This window comes from Pararhizobium sp. LjRoot235, assembly GCF_964254145.1.
Taxonomy (GTDB): Bacteria; Pseudomonadota; Alphaproteobacteria; order Rhizobiales; family Rhizobiaceae; genus Pararhizobium.
The window spans coordinates 1,058,622-1,084,007 of the sequence record NZ_CAXUSP020000002.1 but is presented as its reverse complement, the minus strand read 5'-3'; the positions used below and the strand labels follow the sequence as shown (position 1 = coordinate 1,084,007).

24 protein-coding genes are annotated in these 25,386 nt (G+C 61.9%); 2 read left to right on the top strand and 22 right to left on the bottom strand.

The features are described from left to right. Window positions 1-61 precede the first annotated feature (61 nt). From ACSQ2Z_RS25745 to ACSQ2Z_RS25725, 5 genes are all read right to left on the bottom strand, one after another. Window positions 62-1,105: a branched-chain amino acid ABC transporter permease gene (locus ACSQ2Z_RS25745; protein WP_436084018.1), complete on the bottom strand. Its 1,044-nt coding sequence runs from the start codon at window positions 1,103-1,105 to the stop codon at window positions 62-64. Next, entirely contained in the window at window positions 1,105-1,983 is an 879-nt protein-coding gene (locus tag ACSQ2Z_RS25740) for a branched-chain amino acid ABC transporter permease (protein ID WP_436084017.1), read from the bottom strand. The genes ACSQ2Z_RS25745 and ACSQ2Z_RS25740 overlap by 1 nt, the downstream gene beginning before the upstream one ends. 11 nt (window positions 1,984-1,994) lie before the next feature. Then, window positions 1,995-2,723, bottom strand: a complete 729-nt coding sequence (locus ACSQ2Z_RS25735) for an ABC transporter ATP-binding protein (RefSeq protein WP_436084016.1) — start codon at window positions 2,721-2,723, stop codon at window positions 1,995-1,997. After that, window positions 2,723-3,469, bottom strand: coding sequence for an ABC transporter ATP-binding protein (locus ACSQ2Z_RS25730; protein ID WP_436084015.1), 747 nt, complete (start codon window positions 3,467-3,469; stop codon window positions 2,723-2,725). Before ACSQ2Z_RS25730 ends, ACSQ2Z_RS25735 begins: the two co-directional genes overlap by 1 nt. A gap of 77 nt (window positions 3,470-3,546) precedes the next feature. Next, a complete protein-coding gene (locus ACSQ2Z_RS25725; protein WP_436084014.1) occupies window positions 3,547-4,824 on the bottom strand; it encodes an amino acid ABC transporter substrate-binding protein in 1,278 nt (425 codons plus the stop codon). A gap of 277 nt (window positions 4,825-5,101) precedes the next feature. Here ACSQ2Z_RS25725 and ACSQ2Z_RS25720 point away from each other — a divergent pair, with 277 nt between their 5' ends. Further along, window positions 5,102-6,130 (top strand): LacI family DNA-binding transcriptional regulator, encoded by a 1,029-nt coding sequence (locus ACSQ2Z_RS25720; protein ID WP_436084013.1) that lies wholly within the window; start codon window positions 5,102-5,104, stop codon window positions 6,128-6,130. A 10-nt stretch (window positions 6,131-6,140) separates the two neighbouring features. On the opposite strand, the gene ACSQ2Z_RS25715 is transcribed toward ACSQ2Z_RS25720, so the two are convergent. From ACSQ2Z_RS25715 to ACSQ2Z_RS25675, 9 genes are all read right to left on the bottom strand, one after another. Beyond that, entirely contained in the window at window positions 6,141-7,034 is an 894-nt protein-coding gene (locus ACSQ2Z_RS25715; RefSeq protein WP_436084012.1) for an intradiol ring-cleavage dioxygenase, read from the bottom strand. A gap of 7 nt (window positions 7,035-7,041) precedes the next feature. Next, complete coding sequence (locus tag ACSQ2Z_RS25710) at window positions 7,042-8,796, bottom strand: FAD-dependent monooxygenase (protein WP_436084011.1); 1,755 nt, start codon at window positions 8,794-8,796, stop codon at window positions 7,042-7,044. Further along, window positions 8,789-9,874 (bottom strand): branched-chain amino acid ABC transporter permease, encoded by a 1,086-nt coding sequence (locus tag ACSQ2Z_RS25705; protein ID WP_436084010.1) that lies wholly within the window; start codon window positions 9,872-9,874, stop codon window positions 8,789-8,791. The genes ACSQ2Z_RS25710 and ACSQ2Z_RS25705 overlap by 8 nt, the downstream gene beginning before the upstream one ends. 9 nt (window positions 9,875-9,883) lie before the next feature. Then, the gene (locus tag ACSQ2Z_RS25700; protein ID WP_436084009.1) at window positions 9,884-10,747 is read right to left on the bottom strand and encodes a branched-chain amino acid ABC transporter permease; all 864 of its coding nucleotides are present in this window, start codon (window positions 10,745-10,747) and stop codon (window positions 9,884-9,886) included. Then, the gene (locus ACSQ2Z_RS25695; protein ID WP_436084008.1) at window positions 10,734-11,453 is read right to left on the bottom strand and encodes an ABC transporter ATP-binding protein; all 720 of its coding nucleotides are present in this window, start codon (window positions 11,451-11,453) and stop codon (window positions 10,734-10,736) included. The genes ACSQ2Z_RS25700 and ACSQ2Z_RS25695 overlap by 14 nt, the downstream gene beginning before the upstream one ends. After that, window positions 11,453-12,172: an ABC transporter ATP-binding protein gene (locus tag ACSQ2Z_RS25690; protein WP_436084007.1), complete on the bottom strand. Its 720-nt coding sequence runs from the start codon at window positions 12,170-12,172 to the stop codon at window positions 11,453-11,455. Before ACSQ2Z_RS25690 ends, ACSQ2Z_RS25695 begins: the two co-directional genes overlap by 1 nt. Window positions 12,173-12,282: 110 nt before the next feature. Beyond that, window positions 12,283-13,563, bottom strand: a complete 1,281-nt coding sequence (locus ACSQ2Z_RS25685; RefSeq protein ID WP_436084006.1) for an ABC transporter substrate-binding protein — start codon at window positions 13,561-13,563, stop codon at window positions 12,283-12,285. A 54-nt stretch (window positions 13,564-13,617) separates the two neighbouring features. Then, the gene (locus ACSQ2Z_RS25680; RefSeq protein ID WP_436084005.1) at window positions 13,618-14,676 is read right to left on the bottom strand and encodes a maleylacetate reductase; all 1,059 of its coding nucleotides are present in this window, start codon (window positions 14,674-14,676) and stop codon (window positions 13,618-13,620) included. Next, window positions 14,673-15,545, bottom strand: coding sequence for a dioxygenase (locus ACSQ2Z_RS25675; RefSeq protein ID WP_436084004.1), 873 nt, complete (start codon window positions 15,543-15,545; stop codon window positions 14,673-14,675). The genes ACSQ2Z_RS25680 and ACSQ2Z_RS25675 overlap by 4 nt, the downstream gene beginning before the upstream one ends. Before the next feature lie 95 nt (window positions 15,546-15,640). Here ACSQ2Z_RS25675 and ACSQ2Z_RS25670 point away from each other — a divergent pair, with 95 nt between their 5' ends. Further along, window positions 15,641-16,591: a LysR family transcriptional regulator gene (locus tag ACSQ2Z_RS25670; RefSeq protein WP_436084003.1), complete on the top strand. Its 951-nt coding sequence runs from the start codon at window positions 15,641-15,643 to the stop codon at window positions 16,589-16,591. 207 nt (window positions 16,592-16,798) lie between these two features. Here the strand turns inward: ACSQ2Z_RS25670 and ACSQ2Z_RS25665 are convergent, their stop codons facing one another. The 8 genes from ACSQ2Z_RS25665 to ACSQ2Z_RS25630 all read right to left on the bottom strand — a co-directional run bounded on the left by ACSQ2Z_RS25665 (window position 16,799) and on the right by ACSQ2Z_RS25630 (window position 25,321). After that, window positions 16,799-17,638 carry an alpha/beta fold hydrolase gene (locus ACSQ2Z_RS25665; RefSeq protein WP_436084002.1) on the bottom strand — a complete coding sequence of 280 codons (840 nt, stop codon included), beginning with the start codon at window positions 17,636-17,638 and terminating at the stop codon, window positions 16,799-16,801. Window positions 17,639-17,891: 253 nt separating this feature from the next. Next, complete coding sequence (locus tag ACSQ2Z_RS25660) at window positions 17,892-19,505, bottom strand: MFS transporter (RefSeq protein WP_436084001.1); 1,614 nt, start codon at window positions 19,503-19,505, stop codon at window positions 17,892-17,894. Continuing rightward, complete coding sequence (locus ACSQ2Z_RS25655) at window positions 19,502-19,960, bottom strand: DoxX family protein (RefSeq protein ID WP_436084000.1); 459 nt, start codon at window positions 19,958-19,960, stop codon at window positions 19,502-19,504. Before ACSQ2Z_RS25655 ends, ACSQ2Z_RS25660 begins: the two co-directional genes overlap by 4 nt. A gap of 14 nt (window positions 19,961-19,974) precedes the next feature. Then, window positions 19,975-21,960, bottom strand: coding sequence for an amidohydrolase (locus tag ACSQ2Z_RS25650; protein ID WP_436083999.1), 1,986 nt, complete (start codon window positions 21,958-21,960; stop codon window positions 19,975-19,977). Then, window positions 21,960-22,250, bottom strand: a complete 291-nt coding sequence (locus ACSQ2Z_RS25645; RefSeq protein ID WP_436083998.1) for a XapX domain-containing protein — start codon at window positions 22,248-22,250, stop codon at window positions 21,960-21,962. The genes ACSQ2Z_RS25650 and ACSQ2Z_RS25645 overlap by 1 nt, the downstream gene beginning before the upstream one ends. A gap of 188 nt (window positions 22,251-22,438) precedes the next feature. Then, window positions 22,439-23,089: a hydrolase gene (locus tag ACSQ2Z_RS25640; RefSeq protein WP_436084161.1), complete on the bottom strand. Its 651-nt coding sequence runs from the start codon at window positions 23,087-23,089 to the stop codon at window positions 22,439-22,441. A 245-nt stretch (window positions 23,090-23,334) separates the two neighbouring features. Then, entirely contained in the window at window positions 23,335-24,240 is a 906-nt protein-coding gene (locus tag ACSQ2Z_RS25635; RefSeq protein ID WP_436083997.1) for a helix-turn-helix domain-containing protein, read from the bottom strand. A gap of 172 nt (window positions 24,241-24,412) precedes the next feature. Continuing rightward, window positions 24,413-25,321 (bottom strand): helix-turn-helix domain-containing protein, encoded by a 909-nt coding sequence (locus ACSQ2Z_RS25630; RefSeq protein WP_436083996.1) that lies wholly within the window; start codon window positions 25,319-25,321, stop codon window positions 24,413-24,415. Window positions 25,322-25,386: the final 65 nt, after the last annotated feature.

Below are 25,386 nucleotides of genomic sequence, written 5' to 3'. Positions count from 1 at the left end.
CCGTTCGGCAAGGTTCAAACCAAAGCATTGAGACAATTGCCCCTGGGGGCAGCCCGCGCGATCAATCCCAGTTGAGGACGCGCGGCAGTTTGCCTTTCCTCGCCAGCGTGCCGACGAGGCCGAGCGGGAAGAACATCAGGCCCGCCGCCATCACCATGCCGGTCCCGAGAATATTGATCTCCGAGGCACCCATGGTGGCGACGAAGAGTTCGTTGAGCGCCACGATCAAGATGGCGCCGATCACCGGCCCGGCAATGGTTCCCTTGCCGCCGAGGATCGACATCAGCACGAGATTGGCCGAAACCAGGATCACCAGGAAGATATTGGGCCGCAGATAGGTGAGGTATTCGCCCCAGACCGCGCCAGCCATGCCAACGAAGAAGGCCGAAAGCGCAAAGGCCATGACTTTGTAAAAGCGCGTGTCGATGCCGGCACTTTCCGCCTTGATCTCATCCTTTGAGATCGCCCGTAGACCAAGGCCGAACTTCGAATGCTTGATGCGGTAGCTCGCCCAGATGGTGAAGGCGGCAATCGCCAGCATCGCGTAATAGTAAGGAACCTTCGCCCAAAGCACGGGAAGGTCGTTGACGGGCAGCGTCACACCATTGGCGCCGCCGATGAATTCCCAATTGTCGAACAGGATACGGGCGATCATCAGGAGCGCGATCGACGAGATGATGAAGCTCGGGCCGCGGACCTTGAGCGTCACCATACCGATCAGGTAACCGACCACCGCGGCGAGCAGGCCGGCGAGCGGCGCGGTGATGATCGTCGAGATGCCGTAGCGCGCAAGGATCATGCCGGAGAAATATCCGCCGATCGCGAAGAAGACGCTGTGGCCGAGCGAAATGTAGCCGGCAAAGCCGCCAAGAATGTTCCAGCCTGATGCCATCGCCACATAGGACGCCGTGAACAGCACCATATGCAGCAGGTAGTTGTAGTTGCCTGTGAACTGCAGAAGCGGCAGGGCGGCAAGCGCAGCCAGGATGACCAGCGGAAACCACGTGGCCCTAGTCTGGTCGGCCTTGCGGACGAGCTTTTCGTTGTGGGCGCGGCGCGCTTCGACAACGGCGCTGGCGCTGGATTGCTGAAGAGTAACGGCCATCATGCCATCTCCGGTTTTTCGCCGAACAGGCCCTGGGGCCGCACCAGCAGGATGAGGAAAAGAGCGAGAAAGAAGGTGAGCGTCGACCAGGTCGCACCGATCCAGGTGCCGACGAAGGCAGCGATCACCGACAGGAGCAATGCCGCGACCACCGTGCCGAGAATGCTGCCCATACCGCCGAGCACGACGACCGACATCAGCATGGCGATCCACTCCCAGTGTTTCGCCGGGAAGAAGCTGAAGACGAAGCTGACCAGCGAGCCGGCTGCACCGGCAAGACCGATACCGATGGCAAAGGCTAGAATGCAGATGAAGTTGACGTTGACGCCCAGCAACTCGGCCGCCTCGCGGTTCTGCGTCGTCGCCCGGATGGCATAGCCGAGACGGGAATATTTGAGAAACAGGCTGAGCGCGGTGATGATCGTCAGCGAGACGATGCCGGCATAGAGCTGCCCTTTCGGGATGAAGATATCGCCGATGAAGAAAGCGTCCGTCGCATAATCAGGCGAGACGACACGCTGCGTGTTGGTGAACAGCCCTCCGAGCAGACCTTCGACCATCATCGCCAGCGCAAAGGTCAGGAGTACCGTCATTTCGGAATATTTGGCGCTCTTGGTCTCCCTCTCGAACATCAGCCGGTAGAGCAGCACGCCGATGGCAGCCATGATGACGGAAGCCACCGGCAGCATGACGATCGGATCGACCCCCGTCATCTTGAAGGCCCAGTAGGTGACATAGGCGCCACCGATGATCAGCGAGGGATGCGCGAGATTGACGATGCGCATCACGCCGAAGACCAGCGACAGGCCGGACCCCATCAGGGCGATGACGCCGCCGAGAGCAAGGCCCAGAATGAGAATTTGCAGGATATCTGCCATCATGTCCTCCTTCAGGCGGCCTTCTTGCCGCCGAGGTAGAGTTCCTGGATGCGCGGGTCGGCAAGCACCTTGGCCGCCGGTCCCTCGAACAGCGTGCGCCCGAGATCGAGCACCACCCCCCAATCGGAATTCTTCAGGCCCATCAGCGCGTTCTGCTCGACAAGCAGGACGGTGACGCCTTCGGCCGACATCATCTTCATGATGTCGAACATCTCCTGGACGATCTTCGGTGCCAGCCCGAGCGAGGGTTCGTCGAGCATGACGATCGTCGGCTTGATGATCAGCGTGCGCGCCATGGCGAGCGTCTGCTGCTGGCCGCCGGACATGGTGCCGGCATGCTGGTCGGCGCGCTCACGCAGGATCGGGAAGCGTTCGAGGATGCCTTCGATACGGCGCTCCAGTTCCTTCTTGTCGTCAAGAATAAAGCCGCCCATGCGCAGGTTTTCACGCACAGTCATCTTTGGAAACAGCGCCCGCTCCTGCGGCACGAAACAGATGCCTTCGCGCAGGATCTGGTCTGGGCGCATGCCGTTCAAGCGTTTGCCCTTGAAGACTACATCGCCTTTGCGGATCGTCAGCATGCCGCAGATGGCTTTCATCAGCGTCGATTTGCCGGCGCCGTTCGGGCCGATGATGCAATGGACCTTGCCGGGCTCGACGGTCAGATGGGCGCCGTCGAGGATTGCCGGGCCATCGCCGTAACCGGCGGTGATATTGGTGACCTGAAGCAGCTCCGTCATCACGCGGCCTCCTGATCGAGCACTCCGCCGAGATAGGCATCGAGTACCTGCGGATCCTTGCGTACCACGTCCGGCGTGCCGTCGCAGATCACCCGTCCCTGCGCCATGACGACGACGCGATGCGAGAGCCGCATGATCAGGTCCATATTGTGCTCGACGATCAGCACCGTCAGGCCGCGTTCGTTCAGAGCCTGGATATGGCCGATAATCTCTTCGAGCAGCGAGGGGTTGACGCCGCCGGCCGGCTCGTCGAGCAGGATGATCTTCGGGTCGGACATCAGAAGCGCTGCGAGGTCCATCAGCTTCTTCTGCCCGTAGGAGAGGTTGTTGCCGTCCTCATAGGCGATGCGGGTGATGCCGAGGAAATCGAGAATGGACATCGCCTTGTCCTTTTCCTCCCGGCTCATCGCCGGCTTGAACAGGCCTGCAATGCCATCGACGCGCGATTGGACGATGACGTTCTCTATCACCGTCATGTCGGAGAGGTTGCGGGAAATCTGGAAGGTGCGGCTCAGGCCCCTGGCAGTCACCTTGTGCGGCCGCAGATGGTCGATCCGCTGGCCGTCCAGCCAGACCTCGCCCGATGTCGGCGCAACGGTGCGGCTGATACAGTTGAAGGCGGTTGTCTTGCCGGCGCCGTTCGGGCCGATCAGGGCAGTGATCGAGCCCTTCTCGACGGTGAAGGTCGCGCCGTCGACGGCCCGGATGCCTCCATAATGCTTGCAGAGATTCTTCACTTCGAGCATGCGTCTTACCTTCCATCACTTCTGCATTCGGCAGTCAGGATGTGAGGCCGCGATGCGGCCCCACGGTATGGGAAAGATCAGAACCCGGCCTTCGGGTAACTGAACGGCACGACACCTTCGAACTCGCCTTTCGGGTAGACGAACTTCAGCTGGCCGTCCTGCCACTGGGTCATGATGTGCTCCTTGTCCTTGGCAAGGCCGCGCTCGTCCCAGCTGAAGCGGCCGAGAACGGTGCGCACCGGATCGTCCTTGGTGCGCGCGTGCAGCCATTCGCCCATCTTGGCGTTGTCGGTCGAATTCGCACCGGTGATCGCCTGCTCGATGCCCTGGCAGACGGCGAAGGGGATCGCGCTGTCCTCGTCCGGCTCGACGCTATAGGCCGCCTCGAACGCCTTGACGAAATCGGCGTTGCTGAACGGCTTTCCGGCAAGCGTTCCCTCGAAAGGAACATCCTTGTGCCAGGTGGTGTGGATCAGTACGCCATCGGCGGCGTCCTTGCCCACGCCTTCGATAAACTCCGTCTGGGCGCCCTGGCTGAGATAAACGAGCTTCGGCGTGGCGCCGACAGTCTTCAGGCTGCGGGTCAATTGAACCGCTTCCTCGGCGGAGGCCGTCAGCCCGACGATCATCTCGGCGCCGGAGCGTTTGATGGAATTGGCAAGATTCAGCCAGTCGTTGAAACCTTCTTCCGGCCATTTCTCCTGCATCACCACCTCGATGCCGGCGTCCGCGAGATAGCCGGGCGCGAGATCGGCGATCTCCTTGTCGGTTGCCGGGTCTTTGACCTTCTGGCCCAGAAGGCCGGCTGAAATGGCGTTGGCGAAGAAGTCGTCGGCGGAAACCACAGCAACCGTCTTCGGAGCCTGGCCGGACGCGACGATGTCCTTCATCACGGCGATCACGTCCTTGCCGGTATATTCGGCGGCGCTCACCTGGAAATAGAACAGGTTCTTGTATCCCTGTTCATAGATGCGCAACGCGCCGCCCGAGGGGACCGGATGCACCATATTGTACTTGGAAAGGATGCTGGCGACGGGGAAGGTCAGCCGGCTGGAGAAGGTGCCATAGACGGCATCGACCTTGTCGACATTGAGGAAGCGTTCGTACTGATTGATCGCGGTCGCCGGATCGGAACGATTGTCGCTGACCACCAACTCGACCTGACGGCCGAGAATGCCGCCGGCGTCATTAATCAGCTTGGTGCAGAGTTCGTAGCCACGCTTGTGTTTTTCACCGCTGACCGAAAGGCCGCCAGTGATCGGTAGCGATGCGCCGATCTTGATGTTCGCCGCCTGCACAGCGCTTGCGAGCAAAGCCACTGCTGCTGTCGTCGTTAGGAATTTCGCCAGTTTCATCGATGTTCCTCCTCCGGGTGCAATCGATTGCACAACTTGCCAAAAAAATCGACGGACAATCAGGTCGCCCGCTCCGCGCACGTCATCCACCTCTAAGGCTCCTCCCTCAGGCAAATGATTGCGTGAATTATCGACTGATAATATCTCGCCAAGCGAAAATCTGCAATCGATTGCACGAATTCTTAGCACCTCATACTTGAACGGTCAAGGAGCATTCTGCAATCGATTGCTTAATTCAGTGCGCTCTGTAGAATGTGGCGTGTTGCGAGGCGATGACATGCAGAAAAAACGAATTACGTTGAAGGACATAGCGCGAGAGACCGGCGTTCACGTATCGACCGTGTCGCGGGCATTGGACCCTGTCGAGCGCAAGATGATCACGGAAGAAGTCGCAAAAAGAATCCAGATGGCGGCCGAAAGCCTCGGCTACAGGCCCAACAGGATCGCGGCGGGCCTCAGAACCAACCGGACCATGACCGTTGGCGTGATGATCCCCGACATTACCAACGTCATCTTCCCGCCAATCCTGCGCGGCATCGAAAGTGTGCTCGAGCCGCTCGGCTATGCCTCGATCATCGTCAACACCGACAGCGAGAGGGACCGCGAGATCCGCCTTCTCGACGTACTGCGCGATCGCGGCGTCGACGGCATCATTCATGCCGCCGTACTGCGTAGCGATCCGTCGATCGCCAGTGCTGCTCGGGATGGATTGCCGGTCGTGACGCTCAACCGAAAGGTCGAGGCCTCCGATATCCCCTATGTCATCAACGACGAGGATGCCGGCATCTGCCAGATGCTGCGCCATCTCCGTGAGCTCGGTCATACGCGGATCGCGCATATCGCTGGGCCGCAGGATCTCTCCACCGGGCAATTGCGGCTCGCGGCATTCCGCAGGGCGGCGCAAGACCTTTACGCCGAGATCGATGAGGAGCTCATCGCCGTCGCCACCCGTTTCGACGAGCAGGAGGGCAGCCGCTGCCTGACCGAGTTGCTTGCGTCTGGCAAGACCTTTACCGCCGTGCTCTGCGCCAACGACCGCCTGGCGCTAGGCGCCATCGAGGTCCTGCGCGAGCGCGGCATCGACTGCCCGCGCCAGGTTTCCGTCACCGGCTTCAACGACATGCCCTTCCTCGACCTGATCCGGCCGAAACTGACGACTGTCAGGATCCAGCAGCACGCCGCCGGACGCGCCGCCGCCGAAATCCTGTTGCGGCTCCTCAACGGCGAGACGGCGGATGATGTCGATATCGAGACGATCCTGCCGGTAGAACTGGTGATCCGCGAAAGCACGGCTCCCTGCCCCTGATATTCTGCCGTTAGCCCCGCTTCTCGCCGACCCGGGCGAGAACGAAATCATGCTCGACCTCCCAGAAATCCCCAGCGAACTCATAGGCCTTGGCACGGTCCGGATCATGCGTGTGCCTGAATTCCGCGAGCAGGCTTTCCTTCACGCCGAAGACGGCATCCGAATTGATATAGGGATCGTCCGGATCGAAGATGTGGGTGATCAGGGTCTCGAAACCGTCGGCCTTGATGATGTAGTGCAGGTGTGCCGGGCGGTTCGGATGACGGCCGAGATGTTCGAGCATCTGGCCGACCGGGCCGTCATTCGGGATCGGGTAGTATTTCGGCTTCACCGCCCGGAACCAGTAGCGGCCGTCGGCATCGGTGCGGAAGACGCCGCGCAGGTTGAAATCCGGCTGGATGCCTTGCTGCTGCACGTCGTAGAAACCCTCGTCATTGGCTTGCCAGACGTCTAGTACAGCGTCCTTGATCGGCTGCCCGGCAGTGTCGAGAATGCGGCCGCCGATCACCATATCCTCGCCCTTGGCATCGAGGCAGATATTGGAACCCATCGGCAATTCCGGCGCACCCTCGACATGGAACGGCCCGAGCACCGTGCTTTCGGATGCGCCCGACGGCTTGCGATTGTTGATGGCGTCCACCAGCATCGAGACGCCCAGCGTATCCGACAGCAGGATGAACTCCTGCCGCCACTCGTTGCACATCTGGCCGGTACGCGTGAGGAACAGGATCGCCTGCATCCACTCATCCTGAGTCGGCTCGATCTCCTTCACCGCCTCATGCAGCTTGCGGGTGACCACTTCCATGATCTGCTTCAGCCGCGCGTCCCTGGCGTTCTTGTTGCGGCCGGTGACGACCTCGACGGAGTTCTCTTCGGTGAAGAAGCCCTTTTCATGTGCGTCCATCACGGTCTCACTTTCCAAGAATGGCTGTTAGCACGCGACGTAGTTCGCTCGCTGGATCGTCGGCGATTGTCTCGAGGCGCCAGGCGACGTGATGGTCCGGACGCACCAGCAGGATACCGCTGTCGCGGATTTCGCGGATGTTCGCCCAGTCGCCGGTAAAATCCTGCCAGTGCTGGCGCGGTCCGATGACATGGGTGGTGATGTCGATGCCCAATTCCTTGCCGAGACTGCGGGCCGCCTCGACCCAGCCCTGCCCGCCAATACCGGTGAGCACGGTGAACTTGCCGTGGCCGGTGAGATCGAGCGTCGAAACCTTCTCACCGGTGGCGGAAAACACCCAGGCATGCGGCAGCCGCGCACCCGGCCAGCTCGTCTGCTGGCAATGCAGCTCCGGGTCCTTGGTGAAGGCTGGCTCCGCCTGTCCATCGGTGATCGCCGCGCCGGAGCGATAGCGCTGGTTCATCTCGACGCCGTGGCAATCGAATTCGTAGACCTTGTCGGCAATCGCCTTGCGGATCGCGGTACGCTGCTCTTCGGCGGCGACCGTGTTGTCGCAGCGGGCATCCATGTTCTGCTGCATCTTCACCGGGTCGATGGAATCGAGCAGGCCGAGCGCCTTGAAGATCGGGCCGAACTCCTCGATCGACTTGTTGGCGCGGGTGACGATTTGCTTGGCGACCGGCGCGCGCTCGGCCTGATAGCTGTCGAGCAGCTTGGGAGTCGCCGTGCCCTTCAAAACGAAAGCCAGCTTCCAAGCGAGGTTGAAGGCATCCTGGATCGAGGTGTTCGAGCCGAGCCCGTTCGACGGTGGATGCCGGTGGGTGGCGTCGCCCATGCAGAAGACGCGGCCGTTCGACATAGTGGTGGCGTACATGTTGTTGACGGTCCAGGTGGAGACCGATTTGATGGTCATTTCGAGATCCGGATCGCCGACGAGATCGCGCACGACCTTCTTCGCATGCGCTTCATCCACCGAGGGAGCCGGCTGGTTGATATCGTAACCCCAGACGATCAGCCATTCGTCCCAGGGCCGCACCATGCGAACCAGCCCCATGCCGATGCCGCCGACATCGGCGCCCGGCTGCAGCACCCAATAGAGCACCGACGGGCGATGGGCGACCAGACGCGAAAGGTCGGCCTTGAACAGGATGTTCATCGAACCGGCGACACCCATCTTGCCCTCGAAACTCAGGCCCGCATGTTCCGCGACCTTGGAATTGCCGCCATCGGCGCCGACCAGATATTTCGAGCGGACGGTAATTTCCTTGCCGGTCAACCGGTCGAGACAGGTCGTCGTCACGCCATCCTCATCCTGCACATGGCTCAGATATTCCGTCGACATGCGCGGCTGGGTGCCACGCGAGCAGGCGGTCTTGAACAAAAGCGGCTCCATGAAGGTCTGCGGCAGGTCGTTCATCTGGGTCGGTGACGACAGCTGATGCTCGGCGCGAGACAGCGGGTGCTTGCCCCAGCTCTTCATCCGGCCGATCTCCTCGCCGGTCAGCGAGGTGCAGAAGACGTTCTCGCCCATCAGGTCCTGTTCGGCGGCGAACATATAGGCCTCGTCCTCCACGTCGCGGCCTAGATCGCGCAGCACCTCCATGGTGCGCTGGTTGGTGATGTGAGCGCGCGGTGTGCTGGCGAGCCAGCGGTAGCGGTTGATCACCAGGTTCTCGACCCCGTAGGACGAAAGCAGGGCTGCGGTAGCGGAGCCGGCCGGGCCGGTGCCGATGATGAGTACGTCGGTGGTAATGTCAGCCATGAGGCCCTCCCTTAAGCGTGAGATTGAGCGGCCCGCCCTTCAGAACGCGGCGGACCGGAAAGAGCTGGATGCCGGTGCGATCGGAGAACAATCCCCAGAGGCCGCGCGGCGCAAACAGCATGACGACGATGCCGAGAAGACCCAGCATCAGCAGATACCAGGAGCCAAAATCGGCCAACAGGTTCTGCAGCAGGAAGAAGATGATGACGCCGAGGATCGGGCCTTCGATGGTGCCGATACCGCCGATCACGACGATGAAGATGACGTAGGCCGTCCAGTCGGTGACCGAGAAAGCGGCATCCGGCGAGATGCGCGCCTTCTGGACGTAGATGAGCGCCCCGGCGATCCCGGTGATGAAGGCGGTGGCGAGATAGACAAATGTCTTCATCCGCCGCGCATCGACACCGACGGCGCGGGCCGCCTGTTCATTGTCGCGCACCGCGGCGAGGCCGAGGCCCTGCTTGCTGCGCAGCAATCCATAGATGAAGCCGATGGTGGCGACGACGAGGATCAGCGCCAGCCAATAGGTCAGCGCATCGCCCGCCTCCGAGGCCTTCATGCCGAAGAGATCGCGCATCGTGTTAACGCCGATCATCTCGCGGGTTGCCTCGCGCGGCAGCGAGGTACCGGTGCCGCCGCCAAGCGCCTTCCACTGGGCGAGCAGCAATCGCACCACCTCGGCCACCACCCAGGTACCGATGGCGAAATAGGGGCCGTAGAGCCGGAAGGTGAAGAAGGCGGTCGGAATCGCCAGCGCCACCGCGAACAGCCCGGCAATCAGGATGGCGACGACCGGATCGACGCCAAACAGGATGACCGCGCCGAACATCGTATAAGCCCCGAAGCCGACGAAGGCCTGCTGGCCGACCGAAATCAGGCCGGCATAACCGGCAAGCAGGTTCCAGTTCTGCGCCAGCACCAGCATGGTGAGGATGAAGAACAGGTCCTGGATGACGCCGCGGGAGACGATGAAGGGCGCGGCAAAGGCGATCAGCAACAGGACGATGACCGCGGCTGCCGTCAGCGTCGACGCCTTGGTGCGCGTCTCGACCGTGAAAGAGGGAATGGCCATGGTCATCGCTGCACCTCAATCGACGGCGCGCGGGAAAAGGCCGCGCGGCTTGAACAGGAGAACGGCAAGGAATGCCAGATGGCCGGCAAGGATCTGCCATTCCGGATTGATCGCGGCACCCACCGTTTGTGCCACGCCGAGAATGATGCCGCCCGCAAGCGTGCCCCAGAGCGAGCCGAGCCCACCGATGATGACCGCTTCGAAGGCATAGATCAGCCGCGAGGGACCTGACGTCGGATCGAAATTGGCCCGCGTGCCGAGATAGAGCGCGGCAATCGTCACCACGACCATGGCGAGCCCGGTCGCCATCGCAAAGATGCGTTGCGGCCGGATTCCCATCAGACCAGCGGTCACCGGATCATCTGACGTCGCCCGGAAAGCGCGACCGACGGGTGTGCGGTAGATCAGTTGGTTGAGGCAGACGATAACGGCAACGGCTGAAAAGAAGGTCATCAGTGGCATGATGCCAGCTGTGACCGGGCCGAGGTTGACCGAGGCACTTTCGATGCTACCGGCGAAAACGCGGCGGCTATCGGCAGAAAAACCTTCGAGCAGGCCGTTCTGGATGACGATCGACAGGCCGAAGGTGACGAGCAGCGGCGGCAGGATATCCTTGCCGAGCGTGCGGTTGAGCAGGAAATACTGCAAGACCCAGCCGATGGCGAACATCAGCGGCGCAGCGATCAGGGCGGCAATGAACGGGTTGAGCCCGAGCGTCGTCACCAGGACCAGGATCAGGAAGGCGGCAAGCACGATCAGGTCGCCATGGGCAAGATTGACCAGCCGCATGATGCCGAAGACGAGGCTCAAGCCCGCCGCAAACAGCGCATAGAGCCCGCCGAGCAGCACGCCCTGGAGAATGGTATCAAGCCAGTTCATGATGGTCCGTCCCGAAATAGGCCTTGTGGATGTCGTCGCGGCTGAGATCGGCGGCGCGGCCGGAGAGCGTCACCCGCCCTTCCATCATGCAGTAGACGCGGTCGGCGACCTTCAGCGCCTGGGCGATGTCCTGCTCGACAATGACGATCGAAGCGCCGGTCTCGCGGATGCGCGGAAAGGCGGCGTAGATATCGCGAACCACAACGGGCGCCAGACCAAGGCTGATCTCGTCACACAGCAGCACCGCCGGATTGGACATCAGCCCGCGGCCGATCGCCACCATCTGCTGCTGGCCGCCGGAGAGCGCCGTCGCCGGGTTGTTGCGGCGTTCCTTCAGGATCGGGAAGAGCGCGAAAATGCTGTCGAGCGTCCACGGCCCGTCGACCTTGCGGCCGTAGTTGCCGATCAGCAGGTTTTCCTCGACGCTCAGCGACGGAAAGAGCTTTCGCCCTTCCGGCACCATGGCAATACCGCGCGCGAGGATATCCGGCGCCGGCAGCGCGCCGATCGGCTCGTCCTTGTAGAGGATTGACGCCGATGTATTGGCGAGCACGCCCGAGATGGACCGCATCAGCGTCGTCTTACCGGCACCATTGGCGCCGATGATGGCGATGGTTTCGCTGGCACCGACCGCGATATCGACGCCGAATAGCGCCTGGAAATCGCCGTAGGAAGCAGTCAAGCCTCTGGTTTCGAGCAGCGCCATCAGACTTCGATCCCTAGGTAGATTTCGCGCACATCGCGCGACGCCATGATCTCGTCGGGTTTGCCGATGCCGATGACCTTGCCGAAATGCAGAACCAGCAGGCGCTCAACGACGGAATTCAGGGCATGCAGTACGTGCTCGATCCAGATGACGGCAACGCCGCGCGCATGAATGGCGCGGATGGTGGCGACCAGCGACCGGCATTCCCCTTCGGTCAGTCCACCGGCAATTTCATCGAGCAGCAGCAGCTTCGGCTCGGTTGCCAGTGCCCGGGCCAGCTCCAGCCGCTTGCGCTGCAGCAGCGACAGGCTGCCGGCCAGCACATTCGCCTTGTCGATCAGCCCGGTATCCACCAGGATTTCGGCGCAGCGATCCGACACGTCGGCCTCGCGCCGCTGCGATCCGAAGGCGCCGGCGACCAGGAGGTTTTCGAACACCGTCAGTTTCTCAAACGGCTGCGGAATCTGGAAGGTCCGGCCCATTCCCGACAGACAGCGCGCCATCGGCGGCACGCGCGTCACATCGGCGCCGAGAAAGCGGATGCTGCCGCTGTCGGCGGCGATATTGCCGGTGATGAGGTTGAACAGCGTCGACTTGCCGGCTCCGTTCGGCCCGATAATCCCCAGCGCCTCGCCTTCGCCGACGGTAAAGGAAATCTGCTCGGCCACCGTCAGCGCGCCGAATTTCTTGGAGATGCCGTCGAGTTCGAGAATAGGCATGGTTATTGTTCCAACGAATGTTCTGCGGTACCCAACCTTCTCCCCGTTCACGGGGAGAAGGTGGCCGCCCCTTTTGTCTAAAAGAGGGGCCGGATGAGGAGTTGTGCCGCCTAGCCGATCGCTTCCATCTTGCCGCCGACCGGAATGTTCGGCGCCGTCTTGTTGTCGGTGATGACGAGATCGTAGCCGCCGCCGTCCTTTAGCCGCCACTGGCCACCGACGAGCGGGGTCTTGGCGACGTTCTTGGCGGCAAACGGCGGCAGGCCCCTGCCGTCCCAGGCGATCGGCCCGACCAACGTATCTAGCTTGGTGGCAGCGATCGCCTGCGCGACGACATCGCTGTCGGTCGGATCGCTGGCGCGTTTCATCACATCCACCGCCAGTTCGAACAGTGCATGGGCGAAACCGATCGGCTGCGTCCAAGGCCGGTTGGTCACCTTGGTGAAGGCCGCGGCCACCTGTGCGGCGCTTTCCCCGGTCAGCGACGACTTGAACGGGTGGTTCGGCGTCCACCAGACTTCCGACGAGAGATTATGCCCGGCATTGCCGAGCGCTTCCACCGTCTGTGGGAAGAGCAACGCTTTGCCGATCGAGGCGATCTTCGGGGCGAAACCCTGCTGCTTGGCCTGATTCCAGAAGGTGGTGAAATCCGGCGGGATGACGACGCCGGTGATGATTTCGCACTGGCCGGACTTGAAGGCGTTGATTTGCGCGGAAAAATCGTCGGTCATGTTCTGGTAGCGGCCGGGGTCGATCAAGCCGTAACCCATCTTTTCCAGCACCGGCGGGAAGCCGACGACCTTGTCGCCCCAGGCATTGCCGTCGCCATCGTTCGGGAAGAGCCCGCCAACCTTTTTGTTGGTCTGGATCTGGGACCACATATTGGTGAAGACGGCGATGACGTCCTCCAGCCCCCAGAAGAAGTGATAGGCGTAGTTGAACGGCTTCCACGAGCCCGGATCGCCGGGATTGCCCTGCTGGCCGATGAACCAGGGCTGCCAGGGTGCGACCGTCGAAATGCAGGGCATTTCCTCGGCCTCGCAGGTCGTCGCCACCGGATTGGTCGTCTCCGGCGTCGAGGCAACCAGAATGAGGTTCACCTCGTCGGTGACGATCAGTTCCTTGGCGACTTCCGCCGCCCGGTTTGGATTGGACTGGCTGTCCTTGACGACGACCTCGTAGTTGAGGCCCATGCTTTTGGTCGTCGAAAGGAAACTGTCGATGACGAACTTGTCGGCCTCGCCGAAAGCGGCGAGCGGTCCGGTCTGCGGGCTGACGTAGCCCAGCTTGATGGCAACATCCTGCGCGATCGCCGGCGCCGCAAGCCCGGATGTGGCGGCCAATGCACCGGTCGCAGCCGTCGTCTTCAGAAAATCGCGTCTCGTAAACATGTTTCCTCCTCCCATTGTCCTCTCCTCCCAGAGAGTGTGATGTCCGTGGTTCGCCTAGGCCGGCCGCTTGCCCTCCCAGGCATCCTGCAGCAGGACACGAATGGATTGCCGATCGATCGGCCGCGGGTTCCAGTAGGGGTTTTCGGTGGCGATCTCCGCTGCGCGATCGAGTTCGGCCTCGCTCAGACCCAGATCCTTCAGCGCCAGCGGCGCGCCGGTCTGCTTGGCGAAATCCCAGAGGCCGCCACCGACCGAACCGCCGAATATCCCGGCGACGGGCGCCAGCAGCTCGGGCACGGCGATGGCGTTGAAGGCGGCCGTGTGCGGCAACATGATCGCATGCGTATCGGCATGCGGCGTATCGAAGGTGCCGCCCAGCGCGTGGCAGATCTTGTGGTGCAGGGCCATGCCGACCGTGCCGAGCACTGTGCCGCAGAGCCAAGCGCCGTAGAGCGCATCGGCGCGGACATCCGGAGCCTGCGGTGTTTTGATGATATCCGGCAGGCTCGCCTTGAAGGCACGCAGCCCCTCGACCGCCATCAGGGTCGAAATCGGGTTTCGGTCCTGCGCATAGAGCGCCTCGACCGCATGGGCCATGGCATTCAGTCCCGAAGTAACGCTCATGCCGACCGGCAGACCGAGCGTCAGCGCCGCGTCGTAGATCACCACTTCCGGCAGGATGCTGGCGTGCCGTACCGTCGTCTTGCGCCCGCCCTCCGTCTGGCCGAGGATCGGCGTCACTTCAGATCCGGCATAGGTCGTCGGAATGACGATCTGCGGCAGGTCGGTGCGGTAGGCGATTGCCTTGCCGAGCCCGGTGGTCGAGCCGCCGCCAAGCGAGACGACGCAATCCGCCTTGGTTTCGGCGACGACCTTCATCGCCGCTTCGGTGACCTCGACCGGCGTATGCATCACCGCGCCGGCAAAAACGCCCACGGCGAGCGGCTCCATTCGCTCGGCCAGCGCCTCGGCATCTACTTTCTGCTGCGGCGTCGACAGCACCAGTGCCCGGCTGCACCCCAGCTTCTCGACCCATGCGCCGACGTCAGTGCTCTTGCCTGCACCGAAAACGATATGGGCGGCGCTGCCGCTATAGATGAAATCGCGGCTCATGCCTCGGCTTCCTGTCTTGCACGGACCATGACGAAATTCAGTTCCAGCCGCGATGCCGGCGTGCTACTGCCCTGTCGCTCGAAGGTGCGTACCAGTTCCGGCTTGACGCCGAAAATCGCGTCCTCGGCCAGATGCGGGTCGCTGCCGTCGTAGATATGCGTTGTGATCGTTTCGAAGCCCGGCGCCTTGATCATGAAATGAAGATGCGCGGGGCGGCGCAGCGGATAGCCCGCCTGCCGCAAGAGCTTGCCGACCGGGCCATCGTCCGGCACGCCATAGCCGCAGGGCTTGATGGTTCGATAGTGAAAACGGCCTTCCTCGTCGGTTCGAAAGATGCCACGCAGATTGAATTCGGGCTGCAGGTCCGGCTGCTGGTTCTCGTAAAATCCTTGCGCGTTGGCCTGCCAGGTGATGATTTCGGCACCGGCCACCGGATGCCCGTCCAAATCCTGCACTTGTCCGAACACATCCAGTCTTTCGCCGATGCCATCGAGGGAGATGTTGCTTCCTGAGGCCAGTTGCGGGACGTCGGCGCGAAAGAATGGCCCACGGACGGTGTTGGGGGTTGCCGTCTTCGGGCGGCGGGAATTGATTTCCTCGACGAGCGCCGAGGCGCCGAGCAGGTCGGAGAGCAAAACCCACTCCTGGCGCCGTTCGTCGCTGGCGTGGCCGACGTCGGTGAGAAACTCGACGACCTTGCGCCAGTCCGCCTGCGTCGGCCGTAATTCGCGGATAACGGCATGAAGATGCGTGACCACCGCCGCCAGGATCTGCGGCAGGCTATCGTCTTTCGATTGTGGAAGGCGTTGCGCGAAAATCTCGGACGAGGTGGCCTCGCTGAAATTCAGCGCCGTCGGACCCGGCATCATGCGTCTCCTCCAAGGCGTCGGCTGGTGGAAACAAATTTAGCCGAGGATCGACGTGCCGTTGATGATTTTATTCCAGTTTAATATATCATATCGTTATGAAAATAGACGAACGCCATCTTGTCCAGCTTGCCGCCGTGGTCAAAACCGGCGGCGTCACCGAGGGCGCCGCCCTGCTCGGCCTGTCGCAGCCGGCAGTCTCGCGCACGCTCTCCATGCTCGAGGCCCGCATCGGCGAACCCCTCTTCATCAAGGGCCGCCGACCGTTGCAGCCGACGCCCCTTGGCCGGGCGCTGGCCGATCACGGCCAGACCATGCTATCGGCATCGCGCAAGGCGTCCGATGTTGTCGAGAGTTTTCGCGTCGGCAAAAGCGGCGTGGTGCGCGTCGGCGGCACACCTTTCTTCATGGATGCATTGATCGCCGGCATGATCGCCGAGTTCCAGAACCTGCATCCGGATGTGCGCCTCGACCAGAGTTACGGCTATTTCCGGGACCTGCGCGCCGCGCTCAATGCTGACCAGATCGATCTCGCCATCTGCCCGATCGATATTCTTGACGAGGGTTCCGGCCTCGAGTTCCACCAGATTCTTCCCGGCCGAAATGTCGTCGCCTGCCGGGTGACGCATCCGCTTTTGTTAAAGCGCCGGCCACAACCCACCCATCTGCTCGACTATCCATGGATCGCACCGCCACCGGGCAGCCCGTTGCTCGCCGACCTGCGCAGCATGCTGCTCTCCTTCGGCGCGACGGAGATCAAGATCCGCTATTCCGGCGGCTCGCTGATGAGCGTGATCAACTACATGAAAGCGGCCGATGCGCTGACCATCATGCCGCACAGCGTCGTCTTTGCGCTGCGCAATGAGAAATCCATCACTGCACTTCCCGTCTCCATCCCGCACCCGGAGCGCGCGCTGGGCCTTCTCAAACGCTCCGACGCCCCCCGCGCGCCCGCAGTCGACCACTTCGCCCGCCACGTCCGCGACAGTTTTGACCGTCTGACAAATCTGATTAAGCGACACGAGCAATCGGTCGTCTGGGGTCGGTAGGGTTCGAGGCTGCGGGTCGCAGTTCAGGCTGGACTCAATTAGTCGCTTAAGGCCCAGTTATGGTGGATCGCCCGGCCTGGAACATGGCGCTTTAGCAAGCCTATCCGGCATGAAGGGGTATCCCTCCGATGATGCCACACCGAAGAAAGGGGGACGCCGCGACGGTCGGTGGTCGTTCTCGCCTTGACCGCCGCGGAGGTCAGATTATCAGGCCCTGATGAAGGCGAGCAGATCAGGATTGATCACGTCGGCATGGCTCGTCAGCATACCATGCGAATAGCCTTCGTAGATCTTCAGCGTGCCATTTTTCAGGAGCGCGATGGCCAGCCGCGCGGAGTTGTCGATCGGCACGATCTGGTCGTCGTCACCGTGCATCACAAGCGTCGGTACGTCGATGTTCTTGAGGTCCTCGGTGAAGTCCGTTTCGGAGAAGGCCTTGATGCCGTCGTAATGCGCCTTGGCGCCGCCCATCATGCCTTGCCGCCACCAGTTCTGGATCACGCCCGCCGAGACCTGCGCATCGGGCCGGTTGAAGCCATAGAAAGGGCCGCTCGCGACATCGAGGTAAAACTGTGCCCGATTGGCGGCGAGCTGTGCCCGGAAGCCGTCGAAGACCTCGATCGGAAGCCCACCGGGGTTCGATGGCGTTTTCAGCATGATCGGCGGCACCGCGCCGACAATCACGAGCTTGGCGACGCGGCCAGCACCATGGCGCGCTACATAGGCCGCCGCTTCGCCGCCGCCGGTTGAGTGGCCGATATGGATGGCGTCGCGCAGATCGAGCCTGGCAGCAAGAGCGGCGACGTCGGCCGCATAGTGCGCCATATCATGGCCATCGCCGACCTGAGTCGAGCGACCGTGGCCGCGACGGTCGTGAGCAATGACGCGATAGCCCTTGCCCAGGAAATAGAGCATCTGCGCGTCCCAATCGTCGGAGGAAAGTGGCCAACCGTGATGAAACACGATCGGCTGGCCGGAGCCCCAGTCCTTGTAGAAGATCTCGACGCCATCCTCGGTCCTGATAAAATTTTGCGTCATGGAAGCCATTCCTTTGCTTTGTTTGAGATGGACTGCCGCCGCGAAGCCTACGGGGCTGCGATCGCGAGCGAAAACAGATGCGCCTGCAAGCAGATTTTACTTGGGAGGACGGGAGGAGAGCCTGCTCTGCAGGCCGGCACTATGCCGCTCATCCCGTCCCATTCCAGAAGCCTAAACCACCGCGCCCGGATCAATCTTGTCGGTTTTCTCTCTGTTTTGAACGAAAGCGCCCGCGCCGCATCCGAATGCCCACGCGCCTCCTTCAGTCGCGGCCGAGATGGGGACGATTGATCGACAAAAGGTGGCGCACGACGGGCGCATCCGCTCCCTTGTGAAAGCGACGGACTTCCTGCTGGATGTCGGCATCGGCCTTAGAGACGCGCCGGTGCTGTCGAAGGTGCTCGGCCCAGGATTCGACCATGAACCATTCGACGATCCTCTCCGGATCGGCGGCGTCCTCGGTGACGCCCCAGCCATAGGCCCCGTCGCGGCGTCGTTCGCCGGAGAGCCTCGCAAGCGCCCTCAGGAAATCCGTCCGGTTGGCCTTGTCGACCTGGTATTCGATCTCGACAAGCACGGGACCGCGATCATGCTCGACGGGGGCAGCTGTGAGTGGTTCCGGCCAGTGGTTCGAGGCCACCAGATCCGCCTCGCCGGGCGGCAGCTTGACGAGATGGAAGATGAGCCCGGTCGCGGCGAGTCCGACGGCGCCGATAACAAGCGTGAGCGGAACGCCGGCGAGTTCGGCGACGGCGCCCCAGGCGAGGCTCCCGGCTGTCATCGCACCGTTGAACACCGTCAGATAGACGGCGAGCGAACGTCCCCGAACCCAGTTCGGCAGGATCGATTGTGCGGCCCCGTTCAGCGTAGTTAGCGCGGTGATCCAGGCGGCTCCGAGCGCAAGCAGAGCCAGTATCGCGGCCCACCGGGGCGGCGCGAAGGACAGCCCAGCCATCACGGCGGCCGTGACGAGTGCCGAACCGAGCAACAGCGCGTCCGCATCGAGCCGTGCACGAAGTTTCGGCATGACCAGCGCGCCGCCGATCGCACCCGCGCCGACCGAGCCCAGCAAGACCCCGTAAAAACCGGCGTCACCGCCGAGAAGATTGCGGGCGACCAGCGGCAGGAGCGCCCAGACGGAACTCGAGAAAGCGAAGAAGGCGGCCGCCCGGAGAAGCACGATATGCAGTTCACGGCTCGCCCTCGCATACCGCAGACCGGCGCGGAAGGCTCCGAAGAAGCGTTCGGACAAGCCATCGTCGGCATCGGGCGCGCGCCTCCACCAGATGAGGGCGGCGATCACGAAAACATAGCTGATAACGTCGACGCCATAGGTGAAGGCCGCGCCGAACCAGGCGAGCAGCAGGCCACCGACCGCTGGGCCGATCGCCCGGGAAATATTGATGCCAAGCGAGTTGAGCGCTACGGCACCCTTGAGATCCTGCTTCGGGACGAGCTCGGGAACGATGGCCTGCCAGGTCGGCGCCATCAGCGCCGCTCCAATGCCGCCGACGAAGGTGAACGCAATCAGTGACGTAATGGTCTGCAGCCCCATGGCGGACAGGAACATGAGGCAAACGCTGGCCGCGGCAAGCAGAAGCTGGATGATGATCAGGAACTTGCGGCGGTCCAGAATGTCCGACAGCACACCCGCAGGGATTGCGAGAAGGAAGATCGGGAGCGTCCCAGCAGCCTGCACGGCCGCAACGGCGGCGGGTGCGTTCGAGAGGTCGGTGACAAGCCATGAGCTTGCGACATCGCGAATGAAGCTGCCGGTGTTGCCGACGATGGTCGCCACCCAGAGAATGGCAAAGGTCTTCTGGCGAAGCGGCGTGAACCCGCTGCTGGTCGCCTGGGTTGCAGATTGAGAGTTCATAGAGTGTGCACCTTTCCGGACGCGCTACGCTCATGCAGGTCGTGCCATGCCACCAGAGTGAACGCACCAGCGAGCCCGATATGTTCGAAGAAGCCGTTCATGGCCATCGATCGCTCCATGCCGGGCGGGAGTTCCCAGAAGCGAAAAGCGAGGAAAGTTGCCATCAGCGTGAAGACGGCCAAGGCCGTTGCCGCGACCCACCGAAATACGCCAAAGACGATCAGGGCGGACATCGAGAGCTCAAAGACGATGACTCCGATGGCAAAGAGCGGCGCGGGCGACAGGCCGAAGTGGTCCATCTCGGCCATCGCACCGCCAAAGTCGAAGATCTTCACGAGCGGTCCCTGAATATAGGCCGAGCAGAGCGCGAGCAGCGCAAGCAACCGCAGGATCGGCGCGGTGAAGACCGGCCGCACGATAGCGGCGAGTTTCGCTTCCATCGAGGCAGTTATCATCCGTCCTCTCCTTTTCACACCGCCCAGCATGAGCAGCCGAGCGCGCCGAAGAAGCCCTTGAGATCGGATATCGGCAGCTTGGATGTCCATGCTCCGGCATGGTCGTGGCCATGGAGGTTGCAGTCGCTTGCGCAGCCACATGTCGAGATTGCGACGCGACGCAGCGACCGCTTGCCCGCGCCTTCGGGCTCGCCCCAGGCCGCGTAGCCGCCGAATGTCCTGACGGGCGACCAGTCCGGCATAGCCGGCGGCAGCGCGTTTTCATCGAGGCTGGCGAACTCATTCGCAGCATAGACGATCCTGCCGCCGACGATCGTGAGGTCGGATGTGAGGAACGAGATCTCATCCTCGGCGCAGGTGAAATAGTCCTTGCTCGGCACGATCAGGTCGGCAAGTTGCCCCTTCTCGACGCGGCCCTTCCGGCCCTCCTCATTGGAAAACCACTGCACTTTCTCGGTCCACATCCCGAGCGCGGTTTCCCGGTCGAGGCAATTTTGGCGAGGATAGAGTTGCATGCCGCCGACGGTTTTGCCGGTCACCATCCACGACAACGAGACCCACGGATTATAGGAGGCGACACGCGTGGCATCCGTGCCTGCGGAGACCTTGACGCCCTTTTCGAGCATCCGCGCCACCGGTGGCGTGGCTTCCGCAGCGCCATGGCCATAGCGCTCGACAAAATACTCGCCCTGATAGGCCATGCGGTGTTGAACGGCGATGCCGCCACCGAGCGTCGCGACACGGTCGATCGACCGTTCAGAGATCGTCTCGGCGTGGTCGAAAAACCAGTTGATGCCGGAAAGCGGGATGTCCTGGTTAACCTTCTCGAAAACGTCGAGGGCGCGACTGATCGTCTCGTCATAGGTAGCGTGCAGACGCCAGGGCCAGCGGTTCTCCGCCAGTATGCGCACCACCTCCTCGAGCTCACCTTCCATCTCCGGCGGCAGGTCGGGGCGCGGCTCGCGGAAATCCTCGAAGTCCGCCGCGGAAAAGACCAGCATCTCGCCGGCGCCATTGTGCCGGAAGTAGTCGTCACCCTGCTTGTATTTGACCGCGGCGGTCCATTTGAGGAAATCCTCCTTCTCCTCTTTCGGCTTCTGCGTGAAGAGATTGTAGGCGAGCCTCACCGTCATCTGGCCTTCGTCGGCAAGTTTCTGGATGACGGCATAGTCATCCGGATAGTTCTGAAAGCCGCCGCCCGCGTCTATGACGCTGGTGACCCCCAGCCGGTTGAGTTCGCGCATGAAGTGGCGGGTCGAATTGACCTGATAGTCGAACGGCAGCTTCGGTCCCTTGGCGAGCGTCGAATAGAGGATGCCAGCATTGGGCTTGGCGAGCAGCAGCCCGGTCGGGTTGCCGTTGGCATCGCGGCTGATCTCGCCGCCCGGCGGATTGGGCGTGTCCTTGGTAAAGCCTACGGCGCGAAGTGCCGCGCCATTGAGCAGAGCTCGGTCGTAGAGGTGCAGCAGAAAGACCGGGGTATCCGGGGCGATCGCGTTGATCTCTTCGATCGTTGGAAGTCGCTTTTCGGCGAACTGGTGTTCGGTGAAGCCGCCGACGACGCGCACCCATTGCGGCGGCGGCGTGACGGCCACTTGCCGCTTCAGCATGCTCATGGCGTCGGTCAACGAGCGCACGCCATCCCAGCGCAGCTCCATATTGAAGTTCAGGCCGCCGCGCACGACGTGGGTATGGTTGTCGTTCAGACCCGGCAGCACCCGTTTCCCCTTGAGGTCGACGACCTTCGTGTCAGGCCCGGCAAGCGCCATGACCTCCTGGTCGTGGCCGACGGCGAGGAACTTGCCGTCCTTGATGGCGACGGCCGTTGCGCTCGGATTTGTGCGGTCAAGCGTGGTCACCAGACCATGGTGCAGGATCAGATCGGCGCTCATTGGCTTGTCTCCTGAGGTCGAAACGGGATCGGCGGCGCGCGCCGGCGAAAACAGGCCTGGGAGCGCCAGGGCAGACGCTGCTCCCAGAAAACGGCGGCGGGTCGGCATCAGCTGATCTCCCGCGTCGGTGGCTGGTCGGGCACACCAATATGATTATGATCGGCCCCGGTCGGCAGCTCCCCGAAAACGTGGGGGACGCAGCGGCTGTTGAACCAGGAAACGTTGACCGGATTGCCTGACATCAGGCGCTTGACGAGCGGCACCGCCTGTTCGCCAACGAGGATGCCCAAGAGCCCCACCAGCGCGATCACCGGCGGGGCGGGAGAGCGAACGTTGAGCAGGCTGTAGATGATGCCGACGAGAAGCCCGGCCCCGAGCGAAAGGAGATACATCTTCATCGCCAATTCCTTTAATGGATAGCCCTCGCCACTCCGACCGCATGCGCCTGCGGTCGGAACGGTGCTCGGCTGATCAGCCTACAGCGCCGTGCGCCTTTCAGACGCACAAAGGTCGCTGTAGCACTTTGAAATGCTGCAGTTTTATCCTTAAATCGGCTCCGATTTAAGGATACATGCAGTAGTGGATGTCAGTGGCCTTCGGAGGCGCCGAACATGCTCTTGGCGTAGATGATGCCGAGGCCATAGGCGCCGCCGAATTTCTTGGCGATGCCGGTGGTCATCTCGTAGGTCTCGGTGCGGGCCCAGTCGCGCTGCAGTTCGAGCATGTACTGGAGCGACGTCATCGGCCGAACTCCGGCCTGCACCATGCGGTCCATCGCGCGCTCATGCGCCTCGTCGGACACGTCGCCACAGGCATCGGCAATCGCATAGACTTCGAAGCCCTGATCGAGCGCCGAAAGGGTCGGACCAACGATACAGACGGAGGTCCAAAGGCCGCAGAAAACGAGGCGCTTGTTGCCAATGCGGTTCACCTCCTCAATCACCGCGGCATCTTCCCAGGTGTTCATCGAGGTGCGGTCAAGCAGCTTCTGCCCCGGGAAGGCATCGGTGATCTCGGCGAACATGGGACCGGAGAAGCTCTTTTCCGCAACTGTCGTCAGGATCGTCGGGACCTTGAAACCGGCGGCCGCACTCGCGACCAGCGCCGCATTGTTGCGCAGTTGCACAGCATCGATCGACTTCGTCGCAAACGACATTTGCGATTGGAAATCGATCATGATCAGGGTGTGGTCCTTCGGCGAGACGAGAAGTTTGCCGGGCGTCGGTGTCGCGTTCAGGGTCATGGTCGTGGCCTCTTTCTGTTGGTTGCCGATATCCGCCACTATGCCGAGGATGACTGCCCGATTCTTGTAGCCAAAGAGGGATTTTTGTACTTTTTGATCGCCGCTAAAACTGAAGCCGATGCGAGATCACGTGCTGCAGTTGAAGCGCTGACAGACGTCTCAACCGCACCGTCGAAAAGCGCCCTCCCCCAAGGCTCCCTTGGTTGACTGGAACCGGTCTTCATTGTCGAGCGCACTGCTCAGGACTGCCGGCGTCGTCTCCAGGCACCGGGAGCGGCGCCCATCGCCTGGGCAAAGGCGCGCGTGAAGTGGCTTTGGTCCGAGAAGCCGCAGATAGTAGCGATCTCTCTGAGAGGCGTCTGCGAAAACTGCAGCAAATCAACGGCCTTTTCGATGCGCTGCTGCAATAGCCATCGATGCGGGGTCTTTCCCATGCTTTCGCGGAAGGCCCGAAGAAATATCGCCTGCGACAGATTGCAGGCCGAAGCGAGCTCCTCGACGGTCAGGTCACCGTTCAACCGGCTCTGGACGAGATCCTTGATCTTTGCTTGGCAGCGCGAGGATAGACGGCGTCCTCCGGCGGCCGCACCGCCGCGGCCGTTACCGTACTGCTGAACGACATGAACACCGATTGCCACCGAGAGCTGGTCGACAAATAGGGCGCTCCTGTCTGCACGCCCATCCACTGTCGCAAACAAGGCGCCCAGCATGCCGCCGAGCACAGGATCGGGGTGCGCGGCAACGGAGCGCAACTCGCTGACACTTCTGAAGTCCGCCGCGTCCCCGATCCGCTCGAGTGCGTTGTGATTGATTTCGAGCAGCATGAAGTCGAAGGAACCGCTCAGATCAGCGCGATAATCATCGGCGAAATTCCGCAAGTAAACGGCGTTCTGATCGAAATCATGGACGGCCGAATGATGCTCTTTGTGGATACGGCGCCTGTGTCCGCCTGCTGCGGAAAGGCCGACCAGATAGCCACGTCCGGTCGCTGGTGTCGTGACCCTGTCGGGCGGCGCCGAAGCCGACCTCTTGCGATAGAAGGTCATGTCGCGACCCTCGATCATTCGGTCATCGTCGAGCCTTTCCATAGAACAACCAAGACTGTCATGCGGTCTTCTGCTAGCTATCGAAGAGACGTCGGTCATGGCCCTTGGGTCCTGAAAGTTGAGCTTACCTGCAGCGCGGGTCGCGGGTCGAAAAGACAGCCTCCACACGGGTGCTCCAAGTAGGGAATGGCCCCATCATCGCCGCGACCGGGATATCATTCTTGTACGAAACTCACGCATTTTGAATGATATGAGCCGATGGTCGCGGGGATCAATCCCCGAGCTGACCCAAGGCCATGCTGAAGGGCTTGTTCTTTCGTCTAAAGCGCGCCGGTGTCTCACCCGTCAGACTTGTGAAGACCCGTGTCATGTGGCTCTGATCGGCGAAACCGCAACTGATCGCGATCTCTGCAATTGGCAGGTCCTGCAACAGCAGTTCCTTGACCCGCGCGATCCGGTATTCGCTCAGCCATTTTGAAGGGGTGCGCCCAAAGCTCTCCTTGAAAGCCTTGTTGAAATAGCTGCGCGACAGTTCGCAGCGAGAAGCCAGATCTCCAATCGAGAACGGTTTGTTGAAATGAGTAGCCAGAAATTCCGTAGCGAGTCTTTCCTGCCAGGGCGCCAAGGTCCCCTTCTTGTCCACCGGGAAGTGCAGCCCGCCATAGGTTTGGCTGAGGTGCGCCAGCATGGCGAGATTGATCTGCTCCAGAAAAAGAGGATTAGCCTCACCGGGGTTGTCGAGCGATGGCAGCAATGCCTGGGCGAGGCCATGCATGACCGGATCTATGCGGCCCTGGACGCAAGTGAGCGCCGAGTATTCGCTTCGCCCGACCTCTTCCGCGAAGGCACGCATGCGGGAAAACGGAACATGGAAGCGGATATTGTCGAATGGTGAGAGGTGTTGGCACTGCCACTGATCGCGAAGGTCGGTGATCGCAAGCGACGCCTTGGCGTGTCCGCCTTCGTAGACCAATTGGCCACGTCGCCATAAGCGATGGGCATCAAAATCGCGCAGCTGAACAATGACACCAAATGCGTCTGTGCAGGGGATGGCCGGTGCGACGTCCAGATCGAAGCGATCGGAATACGTCCTCGTGACGATGATATCGCCGGCAGCAATTGATTTGACGATCGGGTCCCACCCATGACTTGCTGCGTTCAATCCTTCATGCAGGGTCATCGGCGTGGTCTCCCGATTTCTGGCTAGGCGCCATACACCGTTCAATGCTGTTTCGGACGCTACAG

Bases quoted from the DNA above. Each gene is read 5' to 3' on its own strand.
- ACSQ2Z_RS25645 (WP_436083998.1), bottom strand. From the start codon at position 22,250: ATGAAGATGTATCTCCTTTCGCTCGGGGCCGGGCTTCTCGTCGGCATC.
- ACSQ2Z_RS25725 (WP_436084014.1), bottom strand. From the start codon at position 4,824: ATGAAACTGGCGAAATTCCTAACGACGACAGCAGCAGTGGCTTTGCTC.
- ACSQ2Z_RS25715 (WP_436084012.1), bottom strand. From the start codon at position 7,034: ATGGACGCACATGAAAAGGGCTTCTTCACCGAAGAGAACTCCGTCGAG.
- ACSQ2Z_RS25680 (WP_436084005.1), bottom strand. From the start codon at position 14,676: ATGAGCCGCGATTTCATCTATAGCGGCAGCGCCGCCCATATCGTTTTC.
- ACSQ2Z_RS25660 (WP_436084001.1), bottom strand. From the start codon at position 19,505: ATGAACTCTCAATCTGCAACCCAGGCGACCAGCAGCGGGTTCACGCCG.
- ACSQ2Z_RS25735 (WP_436084016.1), bottom strand. From the start codon at position 2,723: ATGACGGAGCTGCTTCAGGTCACCAATATCACCGCCGGTTACGGCGAT.
- ACSQ2Z_RS25740 (WP_436084017.1), bottom strand. From the start codon at position 1,983: ATGGCAGATATCCTGCAAATTCTCATTCTGGGCCTTGCTCTCGGCGGC.
- ACSQ2Z_RS25630 (WP_436083996.1), bottom strand. From the start codon at position 25,321: ATGACCCTGCATGAAGGATTGAACGCAGCAAGTCATGGGTGGGACCCG.
- ACSQ2Z_RS25685 (WP_436084006.1), bottom strand. From the start codon at position 13,563: ATGTTTACGAGACGCGATTTTCTGAAGACGACGGCTGCGACCGGTGCA.
- ACSQ2Z_RS25665 (WP_436084002.1), bottom strand. From the start codon at position 17,638: ATGGCTTCCATGACGCAAAATTTTATCAGGACCGAGGATGGCGTCGAG.
- ACSQ2Z_RS25690 (WP_436084007.1), bottom strand. From the start codon at position 12,172: ATGCCTATTCTCGAACTCGACGGCATCTCCAAGAAATTCGGCGCGCTG.
- ACSQ2Z_RS25720 (WP_436084013.1), top strand. From the start codon at position 5,102: ATGCAGAAAAAACGAATTACGTTGAAGGACATAGCGCGAGAGACCGGC.
- ACSQ2Z_RS25670 (WP_436084003.1), top strand. From the start codon at position 15,641: ATGAAAATAGACGAACGCCATCTTGTCCAGCTTGCCGCCGTGGTCAAA.
- ACSQ2Z_RS25705 (WP_436084010.1), bottom strand. From the start codon at position 9,874: ATGACCATGGCCATTCCCTCTTTCACGGTCGAGACGCGCACCAAGGCG.
- ACSQ2Z_RS25635 (WP_436083997.1), bottom strand. From the start codon at position 24,240: ATGACCGACGTCTCTTCGATAGCTAGCAGAAGACCGCATGACAGTCTT.
- ACSQ2Z_RS25675 (WP_436084004.1), bottom strand. From the start codon at position 15,545: ATGATGCCGGGTCCGACGGCGCTGAATTTCAGCGAGGCCACCTCGTCC.
- ACSQ2Z_RS25710 (WP_436084011.1), bottom strand. From the start codon at position 8,796: ATGGCTGACATTACCACCGACGTACTCATCATCGGCACCGGCCCGGCC.
- ACSQ2Z_RS25730 (WP_436084015.1), bottom strand. From the start codon at position 3,469: ATGCTCGAAGTGAAGAATCTCTGCAAGCATTATGGAGGCATCCGGGCC.
- ACSQ2Z_RS25650 (WP_436083999.1), bottom strand. From the start codon at position 21,960: ATGCCGACCCGCCGCCGTTTTCTGGGAGCAGCGTCTGCCCTGGCGCTC.
- ACSQ2Z_RS25655 (WP_436084000.1), bottom strand. From the start codon at position 19,960: ATGATAACTGCCTCGATGGAAGCGAAACTCGCCGCTATCGTGCGGCCG.
- ACSQ2Z_RS25745 (WP_436084018.1), bottom strand. From the start codon at position 1,105: ATGGCCGTTACTCTTCAGCAATCCAGCGCCAGCGCCGTTGTCGAAGCG.
- ACSQ2Z_RS25695 (WP_436084008.1), bottom strand. From the start codon at position 11,453: ATGGCGCTGCTCGAAACCAGAGGCTTGACTGCTTCCTACGGCGATTTC.
- ACSQ2Z_RS25700 (WP_436084009.1), bottom strand. From the start codon at position 10,747: ATGAACTGGCTTGATACCATTCTCCAGGGCGTGCTGCTCGGCGGGCTC.